General features: G+C 69.1%; 19 protein-coding genes. 9 read left to right on the forward strand and 10 right to left on the reverse strand.

The genetic code is table 11. The annotated features are described in order from the left end of the window. Positions 1-151: 151 nt before the first annotated feature. From ACK4UM_RS14265 to ACK4UM_RS14275, 3 genes are all read right to left on the reverse strand, one after another. Positions 152-1,528 (reverse strand): TolC family outer membrane protein, encoded by a 1,377-nt coding sequence (locus ACK4UM_RS14265; protein ID WP_409800309.1) that lies wholly within the window; start codon positions 1,526-1,528, stop codon positions 152-154. Between the two features lie 265 nt (positions 1,529-1,793). Further along, positions 1,794-2,468 carry a protein-L-isoaspartate O-methyltransferase family protein gene (locus tag ACK4UM_RS14270; RefSeq protein WP_409800311.1) on the reverse strand — a complete coding sequence of 225 codons (675 nt, stop codon included), beginning with the start codon at positions 2,466-2,468 and terminating at the stop codon, positions 1,794-1,796. A gap of 122 nt (positions 2,469-2,590) precedes the next feature. Then, entirely contained in the window at positions 2,591-3,466 is an 876-nt protein-coding gene (locus ACK4UM_RS14275; protein WP_409800313.1) for a LysR family transcriptional regulator, read from the reverse strand. A 117-nt stretch (positions 3,467-3,583) separates the two neighbouring features. Between ACK4UM_RS14275 and ACK4UM_RS14280 the strand changes: the two genes are divergently transcribed. From ACK4UM_RS14280 to ACK4UM_RS14305, 6 genes are all read left to right on the forward strand, one after another. After that, positions 3,584-3,880, forward strand: coding sequence for a DUF1127 domain-containing protein (locus ACK4UM_RS14280; RefSeq protein ID WP_409800315.1), 297 nt, complete (start codon positions 3,584-3,586; stop codon positions 3,878-3,880). A 161-nt stretch (positions 3,881-4,041) separates the two neighbouring features. Beyond that, complete coding sequence (locus tag ACK4UM_RS14285; protein WP_409800316.1) at positions 4,042-4,446, forward strand: hypothetical protein; 405 nt, start codon at positions 4,042-4,044, stop codon at positions 4,444-4,446. Between the two features lie 465 nt (positions 4,447-4,911). Continuing rightward, the gene (locus ACK4UM_RS14290) at positions 4,912-5,919 is read left to right on the forward strand and encodes a radical SAM protein (RefSeq protein WP_409800318.1); all 1,008 of its coding nucleotides are present in this window, start codon (positions 4,912-4,914) and stop codon (positions 5,917-5,919) included. Further along, complete coding sequence (locus ACK4UM_RS14295; RefSeq protein WP_409800320.1) at positions 5,916-7,157, forward strand: MFS transporter; 1,242 nt, start codon at positions 5,916-5,918, stop codon at positions 7,155-7,157. The genes ACK4UM_RS14290 and ACK4UM_RS14295 overlap by 4 nt, the downstream gene beginning before the upstream one ends. Before the next feature lie 11 nt (positions 7,158-7,168). Further along, complete coding sequence (locus ACK4UM_RS14300) at positions 7,169-8,386, forward strand: radical SAM protein (RefSeq protein WP_409800322.1); 1,218 nt, start codon at positions 7,169-7,171, stop codon at positions 8,384-8,386. 97 nt (positions 8,387-8,483) lie between these two features. Next, positions 8,484-8,762 (forward strand): hypothetical protein, encoded by a 279-nt coding sequence (locus ACK4UM_RS14305; protein WP_409800324.1) that lies wholly within the window; start codon positions 8,484-8,486, stop codon positions 8,760-8,762. An 18-nt stretch (positions 8,763-8,780) separates the two neighbouring features. Here the strand turns inward: ACK4UM_RS14305 and ACK4UM_RS14310 are convergent, their stop codons facing one another. The 6 genes from ACK4UM_RS14310 to ACK4UM_RS14335 form a co-directional block, all read right to left on the reverse strand. Beyond that, complete coding sequence (locus ACK4UM_RS14310) at positions 8,781-9,635, reverse strand: sugar phosphate isomerase/epimerase family protein (protein ID WP_409800326.1); 855 nt, start codon at positions 9,633-9,635, stop codon at positions 8,781-8,783. Between the two features lie 11 nt (positions 9,636-9,646). Beyond that, complete coding sequence (locus ACK4UM_RS14315; RefSeq protein WP_409800328.1) at positions 9,647-10,927, reverse strand: TRAP transporter large permease; 1,281 nt, start codon at positions 10,925-10,927, stop codon at positions 9,647-9,649. A gap of 3 nt (positions 10,928-10,930) precedes the next feature. Next, a complete protein-coding gene (locus ACK4UM_RS14320; protein WP_409800330.1) occupies positions 10,931-11,434 on the reverse strand; it encodes a TRAP transporter small permease in 504 nt (167 codons plus the stop codon). Between the two features lie 72 nt (positions 11,435-11,506). After that, a complete protein-coding gene (gene dctP, locus ACK4UM_RS14325) occupies positions 11,507-12,484 on the reverse strand; it encodes a TRAP transporter substrate-binding protein DctP (RefSeq protein ID WP_409800332.1) in 978 nt (325 codons plus the stop codon). A 321-nt stretch (positions 12,485-12,805) separates the two neighbouring features. Continuing rightward, positions 12,806-13,948, reverse strand: coding sequence for a Gfo/Idh/MocA family protein (locus ACK4UM_RS14330; protein ID WP_409800334.1), 1,143 nt, complete (start codon positions 13,946-13,948; stop codon positions 12,806-12,808). A 4-nt stretch (positions 13,949-13,952) separates the two neighbouring features. Beyond that, on the reverse strand, positions 13,953-15,008 hold the full coding sequence (locus ACK4UM_RS14335; RefSeq protein ID WP_409800336.1) for a sugar phosphate isomerase/epimerase family protein: 1,056 nt from the start codon (positions 15,006-15,008) through the stop codon (positions 13,953-13,955). 139 nt (positions 15,009-15,147) lie between these two features. Here ACK4UM_RS14335 and ACK4UM_RS14340 point away from each other — a divergent pair, with 139 nt between their 5' ends. After that, positions 15,148-16,179 (forward strand): LacI family DNA-binding transcriptional regulator, encoded by a 1,032-nt coding sequence (locus ACK4UM_RS14340; RefSeq protein ID WP_409800338.1) that lies wholly within the window; start codon positions 15,148-15,150, stop codon positions 16,177-16,179. A 324-nt stretch (positions 16,180-16,503) separates the two neighbouring features. On the opposite strand, the gene ACK4UM_RS14345 is transcribed toward ACK4UM_RS14340, so the two are convergent. Beyond that, positions 16,504-17,265 (reverse strand): alpha/beta hydrolase, encoded by a 762-nt coding sequence (locus ACK4UM_RS14345; protein ID WP_409800340.1) that lies wholly within the window; start codon positions 17,263-17,265, stop codon positions 16,504-16,506. 334 nt (positions 17,266-17,599) lie between these two features. On the opposite strand from ACK4UM_RS14345, the gene ACK4UM_RS14350 reads away from it, so the two are divergent. Together ACK4UM_RS14350 and sufB are read left to right on the forward strand one after the other, a co-directional pair. After that, complete coding sequence (locus tag ACK4UM_RS14350) at positions 17,600-18,766, forward strand: cysteine desulfurase family protein (protein ID WP_409800342.1); 1,167 nt, start codon at positions 17,600-17,602, stop codon at positions 18,764-18,766. Positions 18,767-18,832: 66 nt separating this feature from the next. Further along, complete coding sequence (gene sufB / locus ACK4UM_RS14355; protein ID WP_409800344.1) at positions 18,833-20,305, forward strand: Fe-S cluster assembly protein SufB; 1,473 nt, start codon at positions 18,833-18,835, stop codon at positions 20,303-20,305. The last annotated feature ends 72 nt before the right edge of the window (positions 20,306-20,377 follow it).

A 20,377-nucleotide genomic window follows, 5' to 3' on the forward strand; every position in this document is an offset into this window, starting at 1 on the left:
AACGAGTTACCCTCCGACGAGCAAGACGCCCGCCGCACCGAATCACATTCTACCAAGGAGCGGCTTGTCGGTGCAAAGACGAACCCGTCCGACGCACAGCTTTTCGCGGGCGACCACCTCGGCTGAGAAACCTCGGCGGGCGCGCCGCTCATCAGTCGCCCGTCGGAGTCTGCGTGCCGAACCAGAGGCCGCGAACCTGGTCGAAGTGGACCGAGGGATCGTAGAGCTGCGTGGCGAGCGCGAGACGGGTCGGCGTCAGGCGGCCCATCGCCTGGATGACGCTGAAGCCGGCGACCACGCGGTCGCGCTGCGCGGTGATCAGGTTGACGCGCGCGACGAGGAGCTCCTGCTGCGCGTTGAGCACGTCGAGCGTGGTGCGCTGGCCGACGCGGGCCTCCTCGCGCACGCCCGAGAGCGCGGTCTCGGCAGCCGCCACCTGAGCCTGCGCCGCCGCGATCTGCGCGGTCGCCGCGTCGAACTGGCCCCAGGAGGCGATCACCGCCGCGCGAACGCGCTCGCGCTCGATGTCGATCTGGAAGCGGCGCTGCGCGGCGATGTGCTTGAGCTGACGGATGCGGGCGAATTCCTCGCCCGCCTGGTAGATCGGCACGTTGAGCTGCGCGGTGACGCGCGCGTCCGTCGTGCTGCGCCCGCCCGTCGCCGAATGCGACAGGCCCGCCTGGAGGCCGACGGTCGGCAGGAGCGCGCCCTCGGCGACGCGGACCTCCGCCTGCGCCACGTCGAGCGCGTGCATGGCCGCGGCGATCGCGGGATTCTCGGACAGAGCGATCTGGATCGCCTGCTCGACGGAACCGGGCACGAGCCGCTGCGGGACGCGGCCCGGCGCGAGCTGGCGCGGCTCGGTCCCGACCACCTGACGATAGATGGCGATGCTGGCGCGCAGATTGCCCTCGGCGACGTTCACCTGAGCCCGCGCCGCCGCCTCGCGCGCCTCGGCCTGGGCGACGTCGGTACGGGTGACCTCGCCGACGTCGAAACGGTCGCGCGTCTGCCGCAGCTGCTCGCCGAGCACGTCGATGTTGCTGCGCTGCAGGTTGAGGATCGCGGTGTCGCGCAGGACGTCCATATAGGCGCGTGCGGCCTCGAACAGCACGCTCTGCACCTGCGCCTCGAGGTTCTCGCGGCCCGCGAAGACGTTGCTCTCCGCCCCCCGGACGGCGCTCGCCGTGCGCCCGCCGTCGTAGAGCGTCTGGTTCAGCTGCACGCCCACCGAGACGGGGTTCGTCGTGTCCGTCGTCGTCGGCAGGCCGGGAACGCGCGTCTGGGTCCACACCTGCGCCGCCGAGGCCGTCGCGCTCACCCGCGGCCGATAGCCGGAGAGCGCGACGTTCACGCCCTCGTCGGTCCCGCGCAGGAACGCCCGCTGGCTGTTGATGATCGGGCTCGAAGTGTAGGCGCGGGCGAGCGCCGATTCCAGCGTCTCGGCCGACACGGGAAGCGATCCGGTCGAGAGAAGACCGGCGGCGATCAGCATCGAGGCGAACGTTGCCGCTGTTCTCTTGTGCATTGCTTCTTCCAAACACGCCCCGCGACACGGCTTCTGCCCGACGCGAGAATCGAGAGGCTGCATCCTTCTTCGAGCGAAACAATACCGATGCGTCGCATTGCGGCAAGCCGCGGCCTCGCCTTGGCCGCAATTATGCAAAGGGCGTGGCATTTCGGGCACGCAAGCGCGACGGGCGCGAGGAGACGCACGCGTGCACGAACGCGCACGCGATAGCCGGAATTGCGTATGTCGCGGAAGTCGCGGAAGGCGTGCGCGCGCGCCGCCCTCAGAACACGAAGCCCGGCTCCTCGCGGAAGGGCGCGAGCACCGGCGCCGCCGCGTCGAAGACCGCACGCGCGCCGAACGCGTCGTGGCTGCGCACGAAGACGCTCGCGCGGGAGGTGCGGCTGCCGTCCCCGACGATCGCGCCGAGGCGTCCGCCGTCCACCAATTGCTCGAGGAGCGCGCGGGGACGCACCTGAACCGCGCCGTTGACCAGAATCGCGTCGAACGGCGCCTCCTCGGGGCAGCCCTCCGCCATCGGGCCGATGGAGACGACGACCGCGCCCGCACCGTGCTCGGCGAGATTGGCGCGGGTGCGCTCGGCGAGCGCGGGATCGGGCTCGCGGACGACGACCCGCGCGCCCTGGCGCGCGATCACGACCGCCTCGTAGCCGAGCCCGCCCCCGACGACGAGCACCTTCTCGCCGTGGCGGATCGCGAGGTTCTGGAGGAGGCGGGCGAAGATCATCGGCGGCAGGAGGTGTCGCGCGCCCTCTGCGCTCTCAGGCCCCGCGACCTCGAGGCTGCGGTCGGTGTAGGAGAGATCGCGCAGGGGATCGGGCACGAAACGCTCGCGCGGCACCTCGTTCATCGTGCTCAGGATGCCGAGATCGGTGATGTCGTAGGTGCGCAGCTGGTTGTCGATCATCATGCGGCGCACGCGGGCGAAATCGATCATCGGAGCCTCGTCCAGTAGCGGAATGGTCCGGCTTTTGGTGGATCGGCCGGAAAAAGGCAAGCGCGCAAGAGCCCTGAGGGCGCCTGCCCGTGATCCTATCCGATCCCGCGCCCGCGAGCGCCTCAGGCGGCGGCGCGCGCGAGGCGCTGACGGAACGCGTCGCGGATCATCTCGGCGAGCACCTCGGCCGCGCGCAGATCGAGGCCCGGACGGCGGTAGAGGCTCACGCGCAGCTCGGGCAGCGCCGGCAGCCCGGCCTCGCGGGGGAGGATCGCGAGCCCCTGCGGCAGCGTCGTCGAGAGGCGCGCGCTCACCGCGAGATCGCTGAGCACCGTCGCCTCGTGCGCCTCCACGTTCGAGATCTCGCCGACCTTGCGCCAGGAAATGCCCGAGGCGTCGAGCGCGGTGACGATCGGCTTGCGGAACGAGCAGGTCTCCGAGCCGACGGTGACCGGCAGCGGACGCTCGCGCCAGGCCTCGCCGCCCTCCGCGCCGACCCAGACGAGGGCGTCGATCATGATCGTCTCCCCGTGCGGGAGCGTCTCGAGCTCCTCGACGAGGCCGAGATCGACCTCCCCGCGCGCGACCGCCGTCGCGACCGCCTGCGAGGTGACGCAGGTGAGCTGCAGGCGCATCCGCGGGTAGCGCTGGGCGAAGCGCTTGAGGACGCGCGGCATGATCCCCGGCACGAGGTCGTAGGGAATGCCGAGGCGCACCTCGCCCGCGCCCAGGGGCTCCGTCATCTCGGCGATTACGGCGTCGTTCGCCGCGAGCATGCGCTTGGCGAGCGGCAGGAGCCGCTCGCCGGCGGGCGTCGGAACGAGGCCGCGCCGATCGCGGTCGAAGAGGCGCAGGTCGAAGGTCTCCTCCAGCCGCTTGATCTGCTGGCTGACGGCGGCCTGCGTGAGGTTGAGCGCCCCCGCCGCGGCCGTCATGCCGCCGGCATCCGAGACGGCGACGAAGGCCCGCAGGAGGGCGGTGTCCAGATTGCGCGGCACGGTTCGGCTCCGTTGGCATAAAGGCTCTTTATCGTTCGCATCATAAACAATCGTTTCCCTTATGCAACGTGTCTTCCTACCCTCTCCTCGTCACGCCTGCCAGGAGAGGAGGCTCCCATGTCGACCTGCTTGTCGCCCGAATGCGCATCCGCCGCCTACCCGCCCCGCTCCGCCGCCGCCTGGCCGATGTCGGTCCTGCGCAGGTCGGGCGCCGCGCTCGCGCAGGCATTGCGCGCGTTGGAGCGGGCGCATCGCCTGCGCAGCGACGCCCAACGCCTCCACGAGATGTCCGACGCCATGCTCTCCGACATCGGCGTGTCGCGCGGCGACATCGATCACGCGGTGCGCCACGGCTCGCTGCCGGGCGAGCGCGGGCGCCGCCCGGACGGGTGCGGAATTCACGCGCCGCGTTGAGGCGCGTGCGGAGGCCCCCCCGTCCGGACGGGAATGCGAGCAGAAACCCGGACGGGGGTCACTCCGCATGGCGGCGCCGGCTCGAGCGCTCTAAGTTCGTCGTCGCGGGATGTGCCACACGGCGCGTGCGACCCTCCCGCGACGATCGAAAAAGGACCTCGATGCTGCCGTCGGCCCACATACTCGTGGAAGATCCGTCGCTCGCGGACGCGCTCGACGCGTTCCTGGCGGCGCACGATTACGTGGTCGCGGCCCATGCCAGCGCGGACGACCTCCTGCGCGCGCCGCGCCCCATGCGCCCCGTCGCGGCGATTCTCGACATCTTCCTGTGGACCGCGCCCGCCCAGGCGCTGTCGCGCTGGCTCGGCCGACCGCTCTCGACGCCGGGCATCGTCGGGCTCTCGGCGCGCTCGGCGCACGAGACCGCCTCCCGCAGCGCGGCGCTCGCGGGCCTGCGCATCGTGCGCCTGCCCTTCGACGGGGCGATTCTGACGGCCGCGCTCGCGCAGCCGACGCCGGAACCCCGGATGCTTCGCGCGCGGGCCGGCTCAGGGCGAGCGCACTAGGAGCCCTCCCCTCTTCCACCACGGCAGACCGCCCCCGGCGCGGCCGACAGCTTGCGTGCGCCGGCTGCTGCGGCGACCCGGCGGTAATCGCATCGGGCTCCGGACGATGCGGGAGGATGCAATTCCTTGTCGAGCACGTCATCTTAGAATATGGCCATACTACGACCTTAGATACCTCATATTGTCGCATTGCCTGCACCTTTCGATGGCTTTAAACACAACCTGCCGCCAATGATCGGGCCGGTGCGGCGGCCCTCGAAGCACTCGGCCGTCGAACCAAGGAAGGAAAAGCTATGCAGAACGATCGCTACGTGAAGCCCGCCTTCGTCTCGATCCCGGTTGCGGGGTGCATGAGCTCGCTCACGGCTTCCGATCCCTGGGGCTGAGCAAGATCATCGTCGACGGGGTCAGGCCAACAGGCCTGACCCCACCGGGTTGAATTGGCAAGAATGGGAGTCTCGCGACATGAATACTGCGAAAACAGCTGCGCCTGTGCCCGTCTTCAGTCTGAACTTCCCCCTTTTCGCGAATTGGTACATTACCGGCAAGTGCAACCTCCGTTGCACTCACTGCTATTTGACGGACTACACGAAGGACGCACCTTTGGAGACCGTGCTGCGCATCATCGATTACGTTGCGAAGAACGGAATGCGCAATATGAGCTTTCTCGGCGGAGAGCCACTCGTCCGGCAGGATTTCGAACAAATCGTCGCCGCCTGCAAGTCGGCAGGAATGGGAACCAAGCTCGCAACCAATGGTGTCCTCATCGACGCGAAGCGAGCCGCCCGGCTGAAGGCCGCCGGCCTGGACAAGGCGCAGATCAGCCTGGAGGAACACTCGCCGGAACTGAGCGATCCCGTTCGCGGCGAAGGCACCTTCGACGCGGCGCTGGCGGGTATCGAGCTGTTGAAGCGCGAGGGGATCTGGACCGCCATCTCGCTGGTCCTCAGCCACCAGAACGTTCCCCACCTCGAGACGATCTACAGCCGAGCCGCCGAGGTGGGCGTTCGCCAACTCAAGCTCGCCGCATTCGTTCCCGTCGGCACGGGCCTGGCGGCGGCACCGGAATTCATGCTGACCGAGGCGGACGTCGAGGAGGTCAAGGCGCGCTTGCCCGCACTCCGGAAACGCTACCCGCACGTCGCATTGAATTCCGCGTTCAGCCCACGGCGAGAGCACCCGAAGGAGACCTGCGGCACGTTCGGCTGCGGCGCGGGGACCCATACGATCGTCATCAACAACGACCTGTCGATATCCGCCTGCGACCTCCTCACCGAGGAGGATCGCTCCAAGGAGCGGATCGAGGAGCCGGAAGACATCGGCCGGATCTGGCGGGAGCACGCGCTCTTTCGCAAATGGCGACGCGAGGCTCCGGGCTCGACGCGAACCGTCGGCGACTTCTCGCAGGTGCATGCGCAGGGCTGCCATGTCGCATTCTCGACCTACGGTCGGAACATGCTGGCGGAGCGATGAGCCAAACGCGTCTCCTGCTCGTCAGGCGGTACTATCTGGCCTGCGCGCTGACGCCCCTCGAAGCGGTCCTGGCGCCTGTCGTCGTCCTCTACTATGTCGACTTCCTGGACAAGAGCTTCGCGACCTATACGGCCTTCCTCTCGCTGATATTGGTCATGAATCTCGTGCTCGAAGTCCCGCTCGGCATGCTGTCGGACAGGATCGGCAGAGCCGCCGCGCTTCTCGTCGGGAACGCCGTGTCGATCGCGGCTCTCGCCGCCACCTTGTTCGTGTCCGCATCGTGGCAGCTGTTCGCGATCGCCGTAGCGCTGAGCTTCGGCCAGAGTCTGACGAGCGGAAATCTCCAATCGATCGCTTTCGAGGTCTTCTCTCGTGCAGGCGTGAGGGATCAGTTCGGGCGGTTCCTGGCGCGCAACGCGTCGATCACGATCCTCGCGTCGGCGGCGGCGGCGCTCGTGGGCGGCTTCTTGGCGGATCTGTCGCTGGCGCTGCCGATGCTCGCGGATATCGCGCTCGCTGCGGTGCGCTTGGGCATCGGAATCGTCGTCTTCGTGCTCCTCTGGGGAGCGGCATCCGGGGCGGAGCGTTCCTCGGCCGTGCCGTTGCGACCCGACCGCCTCGGAGCGCTCGCTCAGATCGTCGATGTCGTCGCGGTCGTCAGGCTGCCGAGCTTCTGGGCCGCGGCGTGCGCGGGCGCGATCTGCTTCGCCGTCCTGCGCGCGAGCCTGAACTTCTATCAGCCGTTCCTCGCGAGCAGGGATTGGAGCGGGAGCGAGATCGGTATCCTGTTCTCCGTCGCGATCGTCGCCTCGGCCCTCCTGTCGCGACTCCTGGTCCAGGACGGAAAGGAAGTGACGGCGCAGAGCACGGTGTGCGTCCTGATCGCCGCGCTCGTCGTCTCGGGCCTCTGCTTCGCGCTGGCGGATGTCGCGATCGGCTTCTTCCTCGTGGCATTCGCCCTCCACCAGATGACGCGGATCACGGTGCCGTCATTCGCGACCGGCGCGGAGCAGGCGTCGATGCCGGAAGGATATCCGCATCGGACGACCGCCGCATCGCTCTCGATGGCGCTCAGATCCGTCGTCGCGGTCGTCGCGATCAGCGTCTCGGGGCAGCTCGCCGCGCATATGGACCACGCGCTGACCCTCGCTGCCCTCAACATCGTCGGCGCGCTCCTCTGCGGCGCCGTTCTGTTGATGTTCTGGCGAAGCCAAAGGCCGAAAGGGGTGAAGTCATGATCCGGGTCCCGATGAGCGCCACCCTGTACCTCACCAATCATTGCCAGTACCGATGCGATCACTGCTTCCTCACCGATAGCGGAGCGTTGAATTCCTTCCATCTTCCGACTGCCGATGCACGCAAGGTCATCGACGACTTGTCCCGAAACAAGGTCTTGATGGTGGTGATCTCGGGTGGCGATCCTATGCTCCACCCGGATTTCATCGAGATCGTGAGATATACGCGATCGCGATCTCTCGTGCCGTTGATCGGCATCAACGCGCTCGAGTACGACGAGGAGCGCCTCGATGCTCTCCTCTCGATCGGCATCACCGACTTTCAGGTGAGCATCGACGCGGTCGCCGGTCACCTCCACGGCTCTCGGACCCTGGAGGATCACGAACCGGCGCTGCGCCGGATGACGACGAAGGGCTTCCGAGTCGCGGTCGCGGTCACGGTCCATTCCGGAAACGTCGACGGCTGTCCCGCTCTTGCCGCGCGACTCTTGGAGCTGGGCTGTGCAAGCCTGAAGATCTCGATGTGGCGGGAAACCGGGACGGGTCGGTCGAGGGGCCTGCGCCAGGTGACCGACGTCGAAGCGGCAGACCTGCGTCGGCGCCTGGTCGATATCGCCGGCGCGCGTTCGGACGCCTTGAGGTTCCCGGAGATGTACCAGGACGCGGACGGCGTCTGGCGCCTCGAGAGGTTGCCGCCCGAGCGTCTCGTGATCCGCGCGGACGGGACGATCGGATCGTCGGAGACCAGCCGGGCCATCGGTCGCATCGGCGACGGCGACGTCGTGCGTCTCTATCGCGAGACGAAGGCGAGGAGCGCGCAGGACGCGCGCACCCGCGTTCTCGGCCGCGCGATGGCGGAAGTGGGCGTCGGGCGCGTGTGGGACGTCCCCCGCTCCGCGCTGGGGGCGGGCGGCGCCGTCGCCGCGAGCGAGACCGAGCGCATCATCATGATCGCCGACGATCTTTCGCCGGCGGAGCGGCTGTTCACGGCGCTCCACGAGATCGGTCACCTGAAAGCGGGCACGCTGTCGCGGGAGCCGCGATCCACCCCACGTCGCGTCGAGATCGACGCCAACCTCGCGGCGATCGAGACGCTCGCCGAGATCATCCCGGCGCGTTTCGCGGAAAAACTACGCCTGATCGCCCGCTCCGACGATGAAGACGCCCTGTTTCGAGAGATTCGCCACAAGCTCGACGAGCAGATCGCGACGCTGGAGCACGCACCGACCTGATGGAAGCAGGGCGAAGTCTTCGTTTCCGAGCATCGTCCCGCCCGCCGACCGGCATCCTTCGGCGGAATGGTGCTCCCAACACGAGAGGATCGAGAGCATGAAGTACAGAATCGCCTCCCACGTCGTGATCCGCGAAGACGAGGGCGTGGCTTTCGACTCGCAGAGATTCGTCGTCCACAAGCTCAACGAGACGGCGATGAGGATCGTCGCCGAGATCGTCGCCGAAGCGAAATCCGTCGACGCATTGTCGAGCGCGTTGCCCGACATTCCCCAAGACGACGTCGGCGAGTTCCTCGCCGCCGCGGCTTCGGCGGGCTTCGTGAGCGCGCAGGACGACGGAGCCGATGGTGGCGAGGGAGCCGCTGCGGCCCGTTGAACCGACCGGGCGCCTCGACTATCGCGATCGGGCGGCCGCGACCTGCGCGCGCATGAAGGCGAGCGCGTCGCGGGCGAGGCCGAGCTCGTCTTCGAACATCCGGCGCCAGATCCGCGTCGCGGCGGCGAGGTCGGGCAGCGCGAGCCCGAAGGCTTCGACGACGAGCGGGCCGTCGTAGCCCGCCTGCGCGAGCGCGTCGAAGGTCTCGCGCCAGCGCACCTGGCCGAGGCCGGGGGTCGAGCGGTCGTTCTCGGAAATGTGGACGAGGGTAATCGCGCCCGCATGGGCGCGGATCGCCGCCCCGGGGTCCTTCTCCTCGATATGCGCGTGGAACGTGTCGTAGAGGATGCCCGCGTCCGAGCCGATCGCCGCGACGTAATCCGCGGCGGAGGCGACGTCGTTCAACAGATGGCACTCGAAGCGGTTGAGCGGCTCGATCGCGAGCCGCACCCCGTTCGCGCGACCGTGCGCGGCGGCCTCGGCGACCGCCTCGACGCTCCAGGCCCGCTCGTCCCCGGTGGGCGGCTGCCCGGTGAAGGCGCCGATCGCCGAGTGGAGCGGCCCCGACAGGCTCGGCGCGCCCATCGCAGCCGCGCAATCGATCATGCCGCGCAGAGCCGCGACGCCCGCGCGCCGCACCTCCCGATCGGACGAGGCGACGTTCTGCCCTTCGTTGAGCGCCGAGACCGCGAGCGGCGCGAGCCCGAGCGCGCGGATCTCCTCGCCGAGCCGCGCATAGGCCTGCGGGTCGGCGTGGTCGAAGACCGGCACCTCGACGAGGTCGTAGCCCATCTCGGCGAGGCCTGAGAGGATCGGCCGGTGCTCGGGGCCGACCCGCGTCGTCCAGAGGAGGAGGTTCATCCCGAAGCGCATGGTGGGGCCTCTCAGCGGTAGAGGAGATCGCGCAGAGCGAGCGAGATGCCCGGCACGAGCGCGATCGCGACGAGGCAGGCGGTCACCACGCCGATGAAGGCGATGGTGGGCGCGATGATCTTCTGCACCGGCAGCTTGGCCACCGCGCAGGCGGCGAACAGGTTGAGCCCGAAGGGCGGCGTGATGAAGCCGATGGCGAGGGTGACGATCATCACGAGCCCGAAATGGACGGGATCGATGCCGAGCGCGATCGCCACCGGAACGAGGATCGGCGCGAGCACGATGATCGCGGCCGCCGCCTCGATGAACATGCCGACGAGGAGGAGGACGGCGATCACCACGAACAGGAAGGCCTGCGGCGAGGTGAAGTTCGCGACGAGCCAATTCCCGATCGCCATCGGCACCCCCTCGCGCGTGATGATGAAGGCGAACAGCCCCGCCCAGGCGATGATGAACATGATGATCACCGACGAGATCACCGAGCGCTCGAGGATCGGCAGGAGGTCGCGCCAGCGCAATTCGCGATAGACGAAGATCCCCACCACGAGCGCGTAGGCGACCGCGACGGCGGAGGCTTCCGTCGGCGTGAACACGCCGCCATAGATGCCGCCGAGGACGACGACCGGCATCAGCAGCGCGAAGAAGGCGCGGCGGAAGGCCGGCCACGGCTCCAGCCCGGAGGCCGCGTCCGCCTTGCCGTGGCCGGTGACCCGCGCCCAGATCAGCACGTAGGCGATGAGCGCCCCGCCGATCAGGAGCCCCGGCCCGAAGCCTGCGATGAACAATTCCCCGATCGAGACGTCGGCCGAGACGCCGTAGAGGATGAGCGGGATCGAGGGCGGGATGACGATGCCGAGCTCGGCCGAGGTCGCCTGCAGCGAGGCCGCCCACGGCCGCGGATAGCCCGCCGCCACGAGGGCGGGGATCATGATCGCACCGATGGCGAAGGTCGTCGCCGTCGAGGAGCCGGAGACCGCGGCGAACAGCATGCAGGTGACGACGCAGGTCGCCGCGAGCCCGCCCTGGGTGTTGCCGACGATGACGCGCGCGAAATCGACGAGGCGGCGCGAGATGCCGCCCGTGTTCATCAGGTTTCCGGCGAGGATGAAGAACGGGATCGCGACGAGCGGGAACTTGTTGAGCGAGACGTAGAGCTGCTGCCCGATGATCACCGGATTGATCGCGCCCATCACCTGGATGCCGAAGATCGCCGCGAGCGCGATGGCGACCGCGATCGGCACGCTCAGGACGAAGAGCGTGCACATCACCACGATCAGCGAATGCGCGACCATGGCTCAGCCCTCCCCGCTCGTCTCGGAGGGCGGCGGATCGAGATGGTGCGCGATCGCCGCGATCGCCGCGAAGACCGCGCCGACGGGGATCGCCGCGAAGGCGTAGAGCATCGAGATGCCGAGCGTCGGGTGGATGTTGTTCTGCGCGCGGGCCGCCATCGCCCAGCCGTACCAGAACATGTGGCCGAGCACCGTGAGGATCGCGAGGAGGATGGTCCAGCGCAGGAGCGTCGCGAAGCGGCCCCTGGCGAAGGTGACGAGGATGTCGATCGAGACGAGCGCGCCCTTCCGGAAGGTGATCGCGAGCCCGAGATAGACCATGTAGATGATCGACAATTGCAGCACCGGCTCCGACCAGGCGATCGGCTGGCGGATCACGTAACGCATGAGGATCTGATAGCAGGCGAGCCCCGCCGCGAGCGCGAGCGCCGCGCAGGCGAGCAGCGTCACGAGCCGCGTGGCCAGGCGCTCGATCGTCAGGAATCCGCGGCGGAGATGGCTCGTCATGCGGCGGCTCTTCGCGAGGCTCGGCGGCGGGGACGGCGGGCCGCAACGCGACCCGCCGCCGCTCTCTGCGCGTCAGCGGAAATCGCGGATGCGCGCGATGTTCTCCTCGCCGAATTGCTGGCCGAACTCCGCGTAAGCCGGCGCGAGCGCCTCGACGAAGCCCTCCTGGTCGAAGCTCTCGGTGATGGTCATGCCGCGCTCGCGCAGCGTGTCGAGAGCGGCTTCGTCCTGCGCGTCGGTCGCCTCGCGCATCACGGGGATCGACTCGCGGGCCGCCTCGCGCAGCAGCGTGCGATCCTCCTCGGAGAGGCCGTCGTAGACGTCCTTCGAGACGAGGAAGAGCGCGGAGGCCATCAGGTGGCCGGTGAGGGTGAGGTCGCTCTGCACCTCGTAGAAGCGGCTCGCGACATGGATCGAGAGCGGCTGCTCGTTGGCGTCGACGACGCCCGTCTGCAGCGCCGCGTAGAGCTCGTTGAAGCCCACCACGGTCGGCTGGAAGCCGAGCGCGCGATAGGCGGCGAGGTGGATCGGGTTGTCCTGCGAGCGCAGCTTGACGCCCTCGACCGCCTGGACGGTGTCGAGCGGGCGCGGCCCCGTCATGTGCCGGAAGCCGATGTCGCCGAAGGCGAGCCCGACGAGGTCGCGCGCCTCCATCGCCGCGAGGAGCTCGTCGCCGATGTCCCCGTCGAGCACCGCGCGGGCATGCTCGAGATCGCGGAACAGGAAGGGGATGTCGAGGATGCGCATCTCCGGCACGAACGGCCCGAGCGCGGCCGAGGAGGTCACCACCATGTCGATCGTGCCGATCTGCGCGCCCTCGATCATGTCGCGCTCGTTGCCGAGAGCGCCCGAGGGGAAGACCTCGACGGCGAGCCGCCCGTCGCTGCGCTCGGCGACGAGCCCGGCAAAGTGCTCGGCGGCGAGATGGTAGGGCGAGCTCGTCGAAATGTTGTGGCCGAGCCGCAGCGTCTGCTGGGCCTGAGCGGCCGGGACCGTCACGAGGATCGCGGCCGCCGCCGCGGCGAGGCTCGCGAGGAAACGAGAATTCATGGCGTTCTCTCCCTTGTCTCTCGGTTTGTCGTTTCTGGTTCTCCCCCACCGGACGGCGTGTCGAACCCGGCCGGTCGTACACCTGTGACGCGTCGTTTCCGCGGGATCTCAGCGTTCATCGAGATCTCGACGGTCTCCCCTCCCCCTTGGGGGAGGGGCCGGGGGTGGGGGTCGTGCAGGATCGAGCGATCGAGATCATCCTGCACGACCCCCATCCGTCTCCGGCCGGCTATCGCCGCCCGGAGCCACCTTCCCCCAGGGGGGAAGGACAAGAGCCGCACCCGCCTGCCGCAGAGCCCTCCCCTCGCCGCTCTCGCGCCGTCACGGCGCGAGTTCGACGAAGGTGGCGCCGGCGCGGGAGGAGCGCAGGCAGGCGTCGATGAAGGCCATGCCTTCGAGCCCGTCGGCGATGTCGGGGAGCAGGCTCTCCCCTCCCCCGCCGCCGGCGCGATGCGCGCGGATCGCCTGCGCGGCCTCCGCGTAGAGCGTCGCGAAGGCTTCGAGATAGCCCTCCGGATGCCCGGCCGGCAGGCGCGTCGCGGCAGCTGCCGCATCGAGCGCGCCCGGACCGCCGCGGGTGAGGCGCTGCGTCGGCGCGCCCCGCGGTGTGTGCCAGAGCACGTTCGGCTCCTCCTGCGCCCAGGCGAGCCCGCCCTCCTCGCCGAAGACGCGCAGGCGCAGACCGTTCTCGCAGCCGACCGCGACCTGGCTCGCCCAGAGCGCGCCGCGCGCGCCGCCGCGAAAGCGCAGGAGGACGCGCACGTCGTCGTCGACCCGCCGGCCCGGCACGAAGGCGGTGAGCTCGGCGGCGAGCGCCTCGGTCTCGAGCCCCGTGACGAAGCGGGCGAGATGGTAGGCGTGGGTGCCGATGTCGCCGAGCGCGCCCGCGCCGCCGGTGCGCGCGGGGTCGGTGCGCCAATCGGCCTGCTTCGAATGGCTCTCGGCCGCGAGCCAATCCTGCGCGTACTCGACCTGGACGAGCCGCAGCCGCCCGAGCCGCCCCTCGCGGATCATCTGCCGCGCCTGGCGGACCATGGGATAGCCCGAATAATTGTGGGTGAGGACGAACAGAGCCTCGCTCGCGCGTGCCGCCTCCACGAGCCCGCGCGCCTCCTCGACGCTCGTGCAGAGCGGCTTGTCGCAGATCACGTGAATGCCGCGGGCGAGGAAGGCGCGGGCCGGCGCGGCGTGGAGGTGGTTCGGCGTGACGATCGCCACCGCCTCGATGCCGTCCGCGCGCGCCGCCTCGGCCTGCGCCATCGCTTCGAAATCGTCGTAGATGCGATCCTCCGCGAGGCCGAGATCGCGGCCCGAGGCGCGGGCGCGCTCCGGGTCCGACGACAGCGCGCCGGCCACAAGCGTGAAGGCGCCGTCGAGCCGCGCGGCGATCCGGTGGACGGCGCCGATGAAGGCGCCGCGCCCGCCGCCGACCATGCCGAGACGAAGGGGCCGAGAATTGCTCATCGCCTCACCTCTCGATGCCGAGGATGCGGCGGTTGGCGGCGGGGTCGCCGCCGCCGGCGAAATCGTCGAAGGCGCGCTCGGTCACGCGGATGATGTGATCGCGCACGAAGCGCGCCCCCTCGCGCGCGCCGTCCTCCGGGTGCTTGAGCGCGCATTCCCACTCGACGACCGCCCAGCCGTCGAAATCCTGCGCCGCGAGCTTCGAGAACACCGCGCCGAAATCGACCTGCCCGTCGCCGAGCGAGCGGAAGCGGCCCGCGCGGTCGACCCAGGACTGGTAGCCGCCATAGACGCCCTGGCGGCCCGTCGGGTTCAGCTCCGCGTCCTTGACGTGGAACATGCGGATTCGCTCGGCATAGATGTCGAGATTGGCGAGATAATCGAGGTGCTGGAGCACGTAGTGCGACGGGTCGTAGAGCATGTTCGCGCGCGCATGCCCGCCCACCCGCTCGAGGAACATCTCGAAGGTGATCCCGTCGTGCAGGTCCTCGCCGGGATGAATCTCGAAGCACAGGTCGATTCCGTGCTCGTCGGCGAGGTCGAGGAGCGGGCGCCAGCGGCGCGCGAGCTCGTCGAAGGCCTCCTCGATCAGGCCCGCCGGGCGCTGCGGCCAGGGATAGACATAGGGCCAGGCGAGCGCGCCGGAGAAGGTCGCGAGCGCGTTGCAGCCGAGATTGCGCGAGGCGCGGATCGCCTTCTCCACCCGCCCGACCGCCCAGGCCTGGCGCGCGGCCGGGTCGCCGTGGACGGCGGGCGGCGCGAAGGCGTCGAACATCCTGTCGTAGGCGGGGTGGACCGCGACGAGCTGGCCCTGCAGATGGGCCGACAATTCGGTGACCTCGACGCCGTTCTCGCGGGCGACGCCGGCCCATTCCTCGCAATAATCGCGGCTGTCGGCGGCGCGGTCGAGATCGAGGAGGCGCGCGTCCCAGGTCGGCACCTGCACCCCGACATAGCCGCATTCGGCCGCCCAGGCGGTGATGCTCGGCCAATCGTCGAACGGATGCGCGTCGCCGACGAACTGCGCCAGGAACAGAGCGGGCCCTTTGAGCGTCCGCATGGTTCGGCTCCTCCCCAGGAGACGGGAGTTTCCATGTCGCGCCTGTGGAAAGAAGCGCGCTGGAAACGATTACAGAGGATGATATCCGACTTGTAACCGATTACAAGAGCCTTGTGGCATGCGGGGAGACGGATCGGGGATGAGGGGTCGCAGCGCCAAGATCGTGGACGTGGCGCGCGTCGCCGGGGTGTCGGTGGCGACGGTCAGCCGCGCTTTGTCGACGCCCGAGATCGTCTCCGCGGAGACCCGCGCGCTCGTCCTCGCCGCGGTGAGCGAGACCGGCTACACGATCAACCAGGCGGCGCGAAACTTGCGCCGTCGCCAGACGATGAGCGTCGTCGCGCTGGTGCCGAACCTGTCGAACCCCTTCTTCTCGCAGATCCTCTCGGGCATCGCCGGCGTTCTCGCGCCGGCGGGATACAATCTCCTCGTCGTCGACACGAAGGCGCCCGGCGCCGATCCCCACCTCGTCCTGAGGCTCGACCGCAGCCGCGCGGACGGGCTCATCGTGTTCGACGGGCTCGTGCCTGCGGCCGATCTCGAGCCCGACGGCGAGCGCCCGCCGGTCATCATGGCCTGCGAATGGATCGACGGGCTCGACCTGCCCTCGATCCGCGTCGACAACGAGGGCGGCGCGCGGCTCGCGATCGATCACCTCGTCGGGCTCGGCCACCGCGCAATCGGCCACGTCGCGGGCCCCGCCGGCAACATCCTCGCGCGCAGCCGCGCGGAGGCGACGCGCGCGGCGCTGCGCGCGCACGGCCTGCCGGTGCGGCCGGACTGGCATTTCGACGGCGATTTCTCCCTCGAGGCCGGGCGGCGCGCGGCGCTCGCCTGGCTCGCGCTCGAGGAGCGGCCGACGGCGATCTTCTGCGCGAGCGACGAGATGGCCTGCGGCTTCATCGGCGAGATCCAGACGCGCGGCCTCGTGGTGCCCCGCGACGTCTCGGTGGTCGGCTTCGACGACATCGAGATCGTCGCCCACATCACGCCCGCGCTCACCACCGTGCGCCAGCCCCGCCGCGCCATCGGAGAGGCGGCGGCGCGCGATCTCCTGCGCCTCGTCGAGCAGCGCACGCCCGCGCCGGCCCCCGCCGGGGAGTCCGCGCCGCACGCGACGATCCTGCCGGTGGAGCTGATCGCCCGCGCGAGCACCGGCGCGGTGGGCTAGGCGACGGCGGCCCTACTCCTTCCCCTGAGACTGAGAGCCTGTGAGTCTTTCGGAGGTTGTCATCCCGGGCCGCGAAGCGGACCCGGGACCCATATCCGCGACGATCGTCCGAGCGCGCATGCCGCGCTCGCTGCGCGACCGAGCGAGGTCCGCGAAACGCAGCCTACAGGCTGCGACTGAGACGTCGTGGATATGGGTCCCGGATCGCCTTCGGCGTCCGGGATGACACCGCAACGAAAGATTTTCAGACTCCGAGCGGAAGGACGGCGTCGGCCGCGCATCATATCGGCGCGGCGGCGGGGAGCGCGGTCGCTCCCCTGCCGATCAACCCTCGCGGCTCTCCGCCGACGACTCGTCCAACCCCTCGTCCACCCCCTCCTCCGCCTCCGCGACGGCCGGCGCCGCGAGCTGGGCGGGGGGCGGCTGGGTCGCGCCCTCCTCGAGCTTGGGCCCGACATTCCGGTCGAGATAGGTGCCGACCGCGCCCATCAGCTCGTCGACCTTGCCGTCGAAGAAGTGGTTCGCGCCCTCGATCACCGCGTGCTCGATCTGGATGCCCTTCTGGGTCTTCACCTTCTCGATGACGCTCATCACCTCGCGGACGGGGGCGACGCGATCCTCCGATCCGTGGACGAACAGACCCGAGGACGGGCACGGCGCCAGGAAGGAGAAGTCGTAGCGGTTCGCCATCGCCGCGATCGAGACGAAGCCCTCGATCTCGGGGCGGCGCATCAGGAGCTGCATGCCGATCCAGGCGCCGAAGGAGACGCCGGCGATCCAGCAGGCGCGCGCGTCCGGGTTCACGGATTGCGCCCAGTCGAGCGCGGCGGCGGCGTCCGAGAGCTCGCCGGAGCCGTGGTCGAAGGCGCCCTGCGAGCGGCCGACCCCGCGAAAATTGAAGCGCAGCACCGAAAATCCGCGCTGCACGAAATCGTAGTAGAGGTTGTAGACGATCTGGTTGTTCATCGTCCCGCCGAATTGCGGGTGGGGATGCAGAACGATCGCGATCGGCGCCCCCTTCTTCTTCGAGGGCTGGTAGCGCCCCTCGAGCCGTCCGGCGGGGCCGGCGAAGATCACCTCAGGCATGCATCGTCCTCTCGTCGCGAAAGACGCGTCGGGCTCGTTCGCGTGCGCATGGCACACGCCGTCATTGTCGCACGCGGCGAGAGCGCGCGCGCTGCGGAGGGTCAAATCGCGACGGAGCGCTTGACTCCACGCGGGTGGCCTCCCTAAATCCGGTCTTAGAATAATTCTAACCGCTTAGAACCGTTCTAAGTCCGGCGCCGATCGGACGGTCCGCTCGGACCCGACCGATGTGGTGAGGTGCCTGTAGCACGGCAAGCGGGGTGGCGTGCAAGGTTTTCGTGTGGTTTCGCGCATGTGTGCGGGGTCGCGAGCGAGGAGAGGACGACGAGGACCGATGGTGGAGGCGAGCCGCGCCTATCTCGACTACAACGCCACCGCTCCGCTTCGCGCGGAAGCGGCGTCGGCGCTCGTCGAGGCGCTCGGCGCGTGCGGCAACGCCTCCTCGGTCCACGCGGAAGGCCGCGCTGCCCGCGGGCGGATCGAGGCGGCGCGCGAGGCCGTCGCCGCTCTGGTCGGCGCCGATCCGAAGGGCGTGATCTTCACGAGCGGCGGCTCGGAGGCGAACGCGCTCGCCCTCTCCCCCGGCTTCCATCGCCCGGGCGAGCGGGCGCCGGAGGTGCTTCTCGTCTCGGCAGGCGAGCATCCTTGCGTGCTCGAAGGCCATCGCTTTCCGGACGGCGCCGTCGCGGTGCTGCCGCTCGATTCGCGCGGTGTCGTCGATCTCGACGCGCTCGCCGCGCGCCTCGCCGCCATCGCACCGCGCCGCGCGCTCGTGTCGATCCAGGCGGCGAACAACGAGACGGGCGTGATCCAGCCCATCGCCGAGGCCGCCGCGATCGCCCGCGTCCACGGCGCGACGATCCATTGCGACGCCGTCCAGGCGCCCGGCCGGATCGCGGTCGACATGGCGGCGCTCGGCCTCGATGCGCTGAGCCTCTCCGCCCACAAGATCGGCGGGCCGCAGGGCGTGGGTGCGCTCGTTCTCGCCGACGATTCGATCCGCCTCGATCGGCTCGTGCGCGGCGGCGGCCAGGAGCGCGGGCGGCGCGCGGGGACCGAGCCCGTCGCGGCCATCAGCGGTTTCGGGGCCGCCGCGCGCGCCCTTCTCGCACAGGGAGAGGGCGAGATCGCACGCATTCTCGGCTTGCGCGACCGCCTCGAGGCCGCCATCCGGAACCACGCGCCGCAGGCTTTCGTCTTCGGAGACGGCGCCGCGCGGCTGCCGAACACGGTCGCCTTCGCCGTGCCCGGCCTGAGGGCCGAGATCGCGCTGATCGATTTCGACCTGAAGGGCGTCGCCCTCTCGTCGGGATCGGCCTGCTCGTCGGGCAAGGTGAAGGCGTCCCACGTGCTCGCGGCGATGGGGGTCGAGCCCGCGCTCGCCGCCTGCGCGCTGCGGGCGAGCCTCGGCCATGCGTCGACGGAAGCCGATGTGATCCGTTTCGCATCGGCGCTCGAAGATCTGATGCGCCGGCGCGACAGAGGTGCCCGCGCCGCCTGAGGCGCCGTGGTTCATGTGTATACGAAACCGTTCCACGGTCCTTGAAACCGTGAGAGGAGGGATCCGATGCCTGCCGTTCAAGAGACGATCGATCGCGTCAAGGCCATCGACGTCGACCAGTACAAGTACGGCTTCGAGACCATCGTCGAGGTCGACAAGGCGCCCAAGGGCCTCAACGAGGACGTCATCCGCTTCATCTCGGCCAAGAAGGACGAGCCGGAATGGATGCTGGCCTGGCGGCTCGATGCCTACAAGCGCTGGCTGACGATGCAGGAGCCGAACTGGGCGCGGGTCTCCTACGACAAGATCGACTACAACGACATCTATTACTACGCCGCGCCGAAGCTGAACGCGGCGCCGAAATCGCTCGACGAGGTCGATCCCGAGATCCTCAAGACCTACGAGAAGCTCGGCATTCCGCTTCGCGAGCAGGAGATCCTCGCGGGCGTCGCGCCGGAGAACCGCGTCGCGGTCGACGCCGTGTTCGATTCGGTCTCGGTCGCGACCACCTTCCGCAAGGAACTCGCCGAGGCGGGGGTGATCTTCTGCTCGATCTCGGAGGCGATCCGCGAATATCCCGAGCTCGTGAAAAAGTACCTCGCAACCGTCGTGCCGGTGACGGACAATTTCTTCGCGACGCTCAATTGCGCCGTCTTCACGGACGGGACGTTCGTCTACGTGCCGCCGGGCGTGCGCTGCCCGATGGAGCTGTCGACCTACTTCCGCATCAACGAGAAGAACACCGGCCAGTTCGAGCGCACGCTGATCATCGCCGACAAGGGCTCCTATGTCAGCTATCTCGAGGGCTGCACGGCGCCGCAGCGCGACGAGAACCAGCTGCACGCGGCGGTCGTCGAGCTGATCGCGCTGGACGACGCCGAGATCAAGTACTCGACCGTGCAGAACTGGTATCCCGGCGACGCCAACGGTAAGGGCGGCATCTACAATTTCGTGACGAAGCGTGGCGATTGCCGGGGCAAGAACTCGGTCATCACCTGGACCCAGGTCGAGACCGGCTCGGCGATCACCTGGAAATACCCGTCCTGCATCCTGCGGGGCGACGGCTCGCGCGGCGAGTTCTACTCGATCGCGGTGTCGAACGGCATGCAGCAGGTCGATTCCGGCACGAAGATGATCCATCTCGGCAAGAACACGACGAGCCGGATCATCTCGAAGGGCATCTCGGCCGGACGCTCGCAGAACACCTATCGCGGCCTCGTCTCCGCCCATCGCAAGGCGTCGGGCGCGCGCAACTTCACCAATTGCGATTCGCTCCTCATCGGCGACCAGTGCGGCGCGCATACCGTGCCCTATATCGAGAGCAAGAACGCGTCCGCCGTGTTCGAGCACGAGGCGACGACCTCCAAGATCTCCGAGGACCAGCTGTTCTACTGCATGCAGCGCGGGCTCGACGAGGAGGAGGCGGTGGCGCTCATCGTCAACGGCTTCGTCAAGGACGTCATCCAGAAGCTGCCGATGGAATTCGCCGTCGAGGCGCAGAAGCTGATCTCGATCTCGCTGGAAGGCTCGGTGGGCTGAGGCGCGCGCGGCGAGAGCCGCGCCCGCCCGCCACCCCACCCGTGGTAATAGAACCAACCGACCGGCAACCAC

It is taken from the genome of Salinarimonas sp. (assembly GCF_046292825.1).
Lineage (GTDB): Bacteria > Pseudomonadota > Alphaproteobacteria > Rhizobiales > Beijerinckiaceae > Salinarimonas.

What these genes read in the sequence shown, in the direction of transcription:
- ACK4UM_RS14280 (WP_409800315.1), top strand. Translation starts at nt 3,584, where the DNA reads ATGTCGACCTGCTTGTCGCCCGAATGCGCATCCGCCGCCTACCCGCCC.
- ACK4UM_RS14300 (WP_409800322.1), top strand. Translation starts at nt 7,169, where the DNA reads ATGAGCGCCACCCTGTACCTCACCAATCATTGCCAGTACCGATGCGAT.
- ACK4UM_RS14270 (WP_409800311.1), bottom strand. Translation starts at nt 2,468, where the DNA reads ATGATCGATTTCGCCCGCGTGCGCCGCATGATGATCGACAACCAGCTG.
- ACK4UM_RS14320 (WP_409800330.1), bottom strand. Translation starts at nt 11,434, where the DNA reads ATGACGAGCCATCTCCGCCGCGGATTCCTGACGATCGAGCGCCTGGCC.
- ACK4UM_RS14310 (WP_409800326.1), bottom strand. Translation starts at nt 9,635, where the DNA reads ATGCGCTTCGGGATGAACCTCCTCCTCTGGACGACGCGGGTCGGCCCC.
- sufB (WP_409800344.1), top strand. Translation starts at nt 18,833, where the DNA reads ATGCCTGCCGTTCAAGAGACGATCGATCGCGTCAAGGCCATCGACGTC.
- ACK4UM_RS14330 (WP_409800334.1), bottom strand. Translation starts at nt 13,948, where the DNA reads ATGAGCAATTCTCGGCCCCTTCGTCTCGGCATGGTCGGCGGCGGGCGC.
- ACK4UM_RS14345 (WP_409800340.1), bottom strand. Translation starts at nt 17,265, where the DNA reads ATGCCTGAGGTGATCTTCGCCGGCCCCGCCGGACGGCTCGAGGGGCGC.
- ACK4UM_RS14340 (WP_409800338.1), top strand. Translation starts at nt 15,148, where the DNA reads ATGAGGGGTCGCAGCGCCAAGATCGTGGACGTGGCGCGCGTCGCCGGG.
- dctP (WP_409800332.1), bottom strand. Translation starts at nt 12,484, where the DNA reads ATGAATTCTCGTTTCCTCGCGAGCCTCGCCGCGGCGGCGGCCGCGATC.
- ACK4UM_RS14315 (WP_409800328.1), bottom strand. Translation starts at nt 10,927, where the DNA reads ATGGTCGCGCATTCGCTGATCGTGGTGATGTGCACGCTCTTCGTCCTG.
- ACK4UM_RS14285 (WP_409800316.1), top strand. Translation starts at nt 4,042, where the DNA reads ATGCTGCCGTCGGCCCACATACTCGTGGAAGATCCGTCGCTCGCGGAC.
- ACK4UM_RS14350 (WP_409800342.1), top strand. Translation starts at nt 17,600, where the DNA reads ATGGTGGAGGCGAGCCGCGCCTATCTCGACTACAACGCCACCGCTCCG.
- ACK4UM_RS14305 (WP_409800324.1), top strand. Translation starts at nt 8,484, where the DNA reads ATGAAGTACAGAATCGCCTCCCACGTCGTGATCCGCGAAGACGAGGGC.
- ACK4UM_RS14290 (WP_409800318.1), top strand. Translation starts at nt 4,912, where the DNA reads ATGAATACTGCGAAAACAGCTGCGCCTGTGCCCGTCTTCAGTCTGAAC.
- ACK4UM_RS14335 (WP_409800336.1), bottom strand. Translation starts at nt 15,008, where the DNA reads ATGCGGACGCTCAAAGGGCCCGCTCTGTTCCTGGCGCAGTTCGTCGGC.
- ACK4UM_RS14295 (WP_409800320.1), top strand. Translation starts at nt 5,916, where the DNA reads ATGAGCCAAACGCGTCTCCTGCTCGTCAGGCGGTACTATCTGGCCTGC.
- ACK4UM_RS14265 (WP_409800309.1), bottom strand. Translation starts at nt 1,528, where the DNA reads ATGCACAAGAGAACAGCGGCAACGTTCGCCTCGATGCTGATCGCCGCC.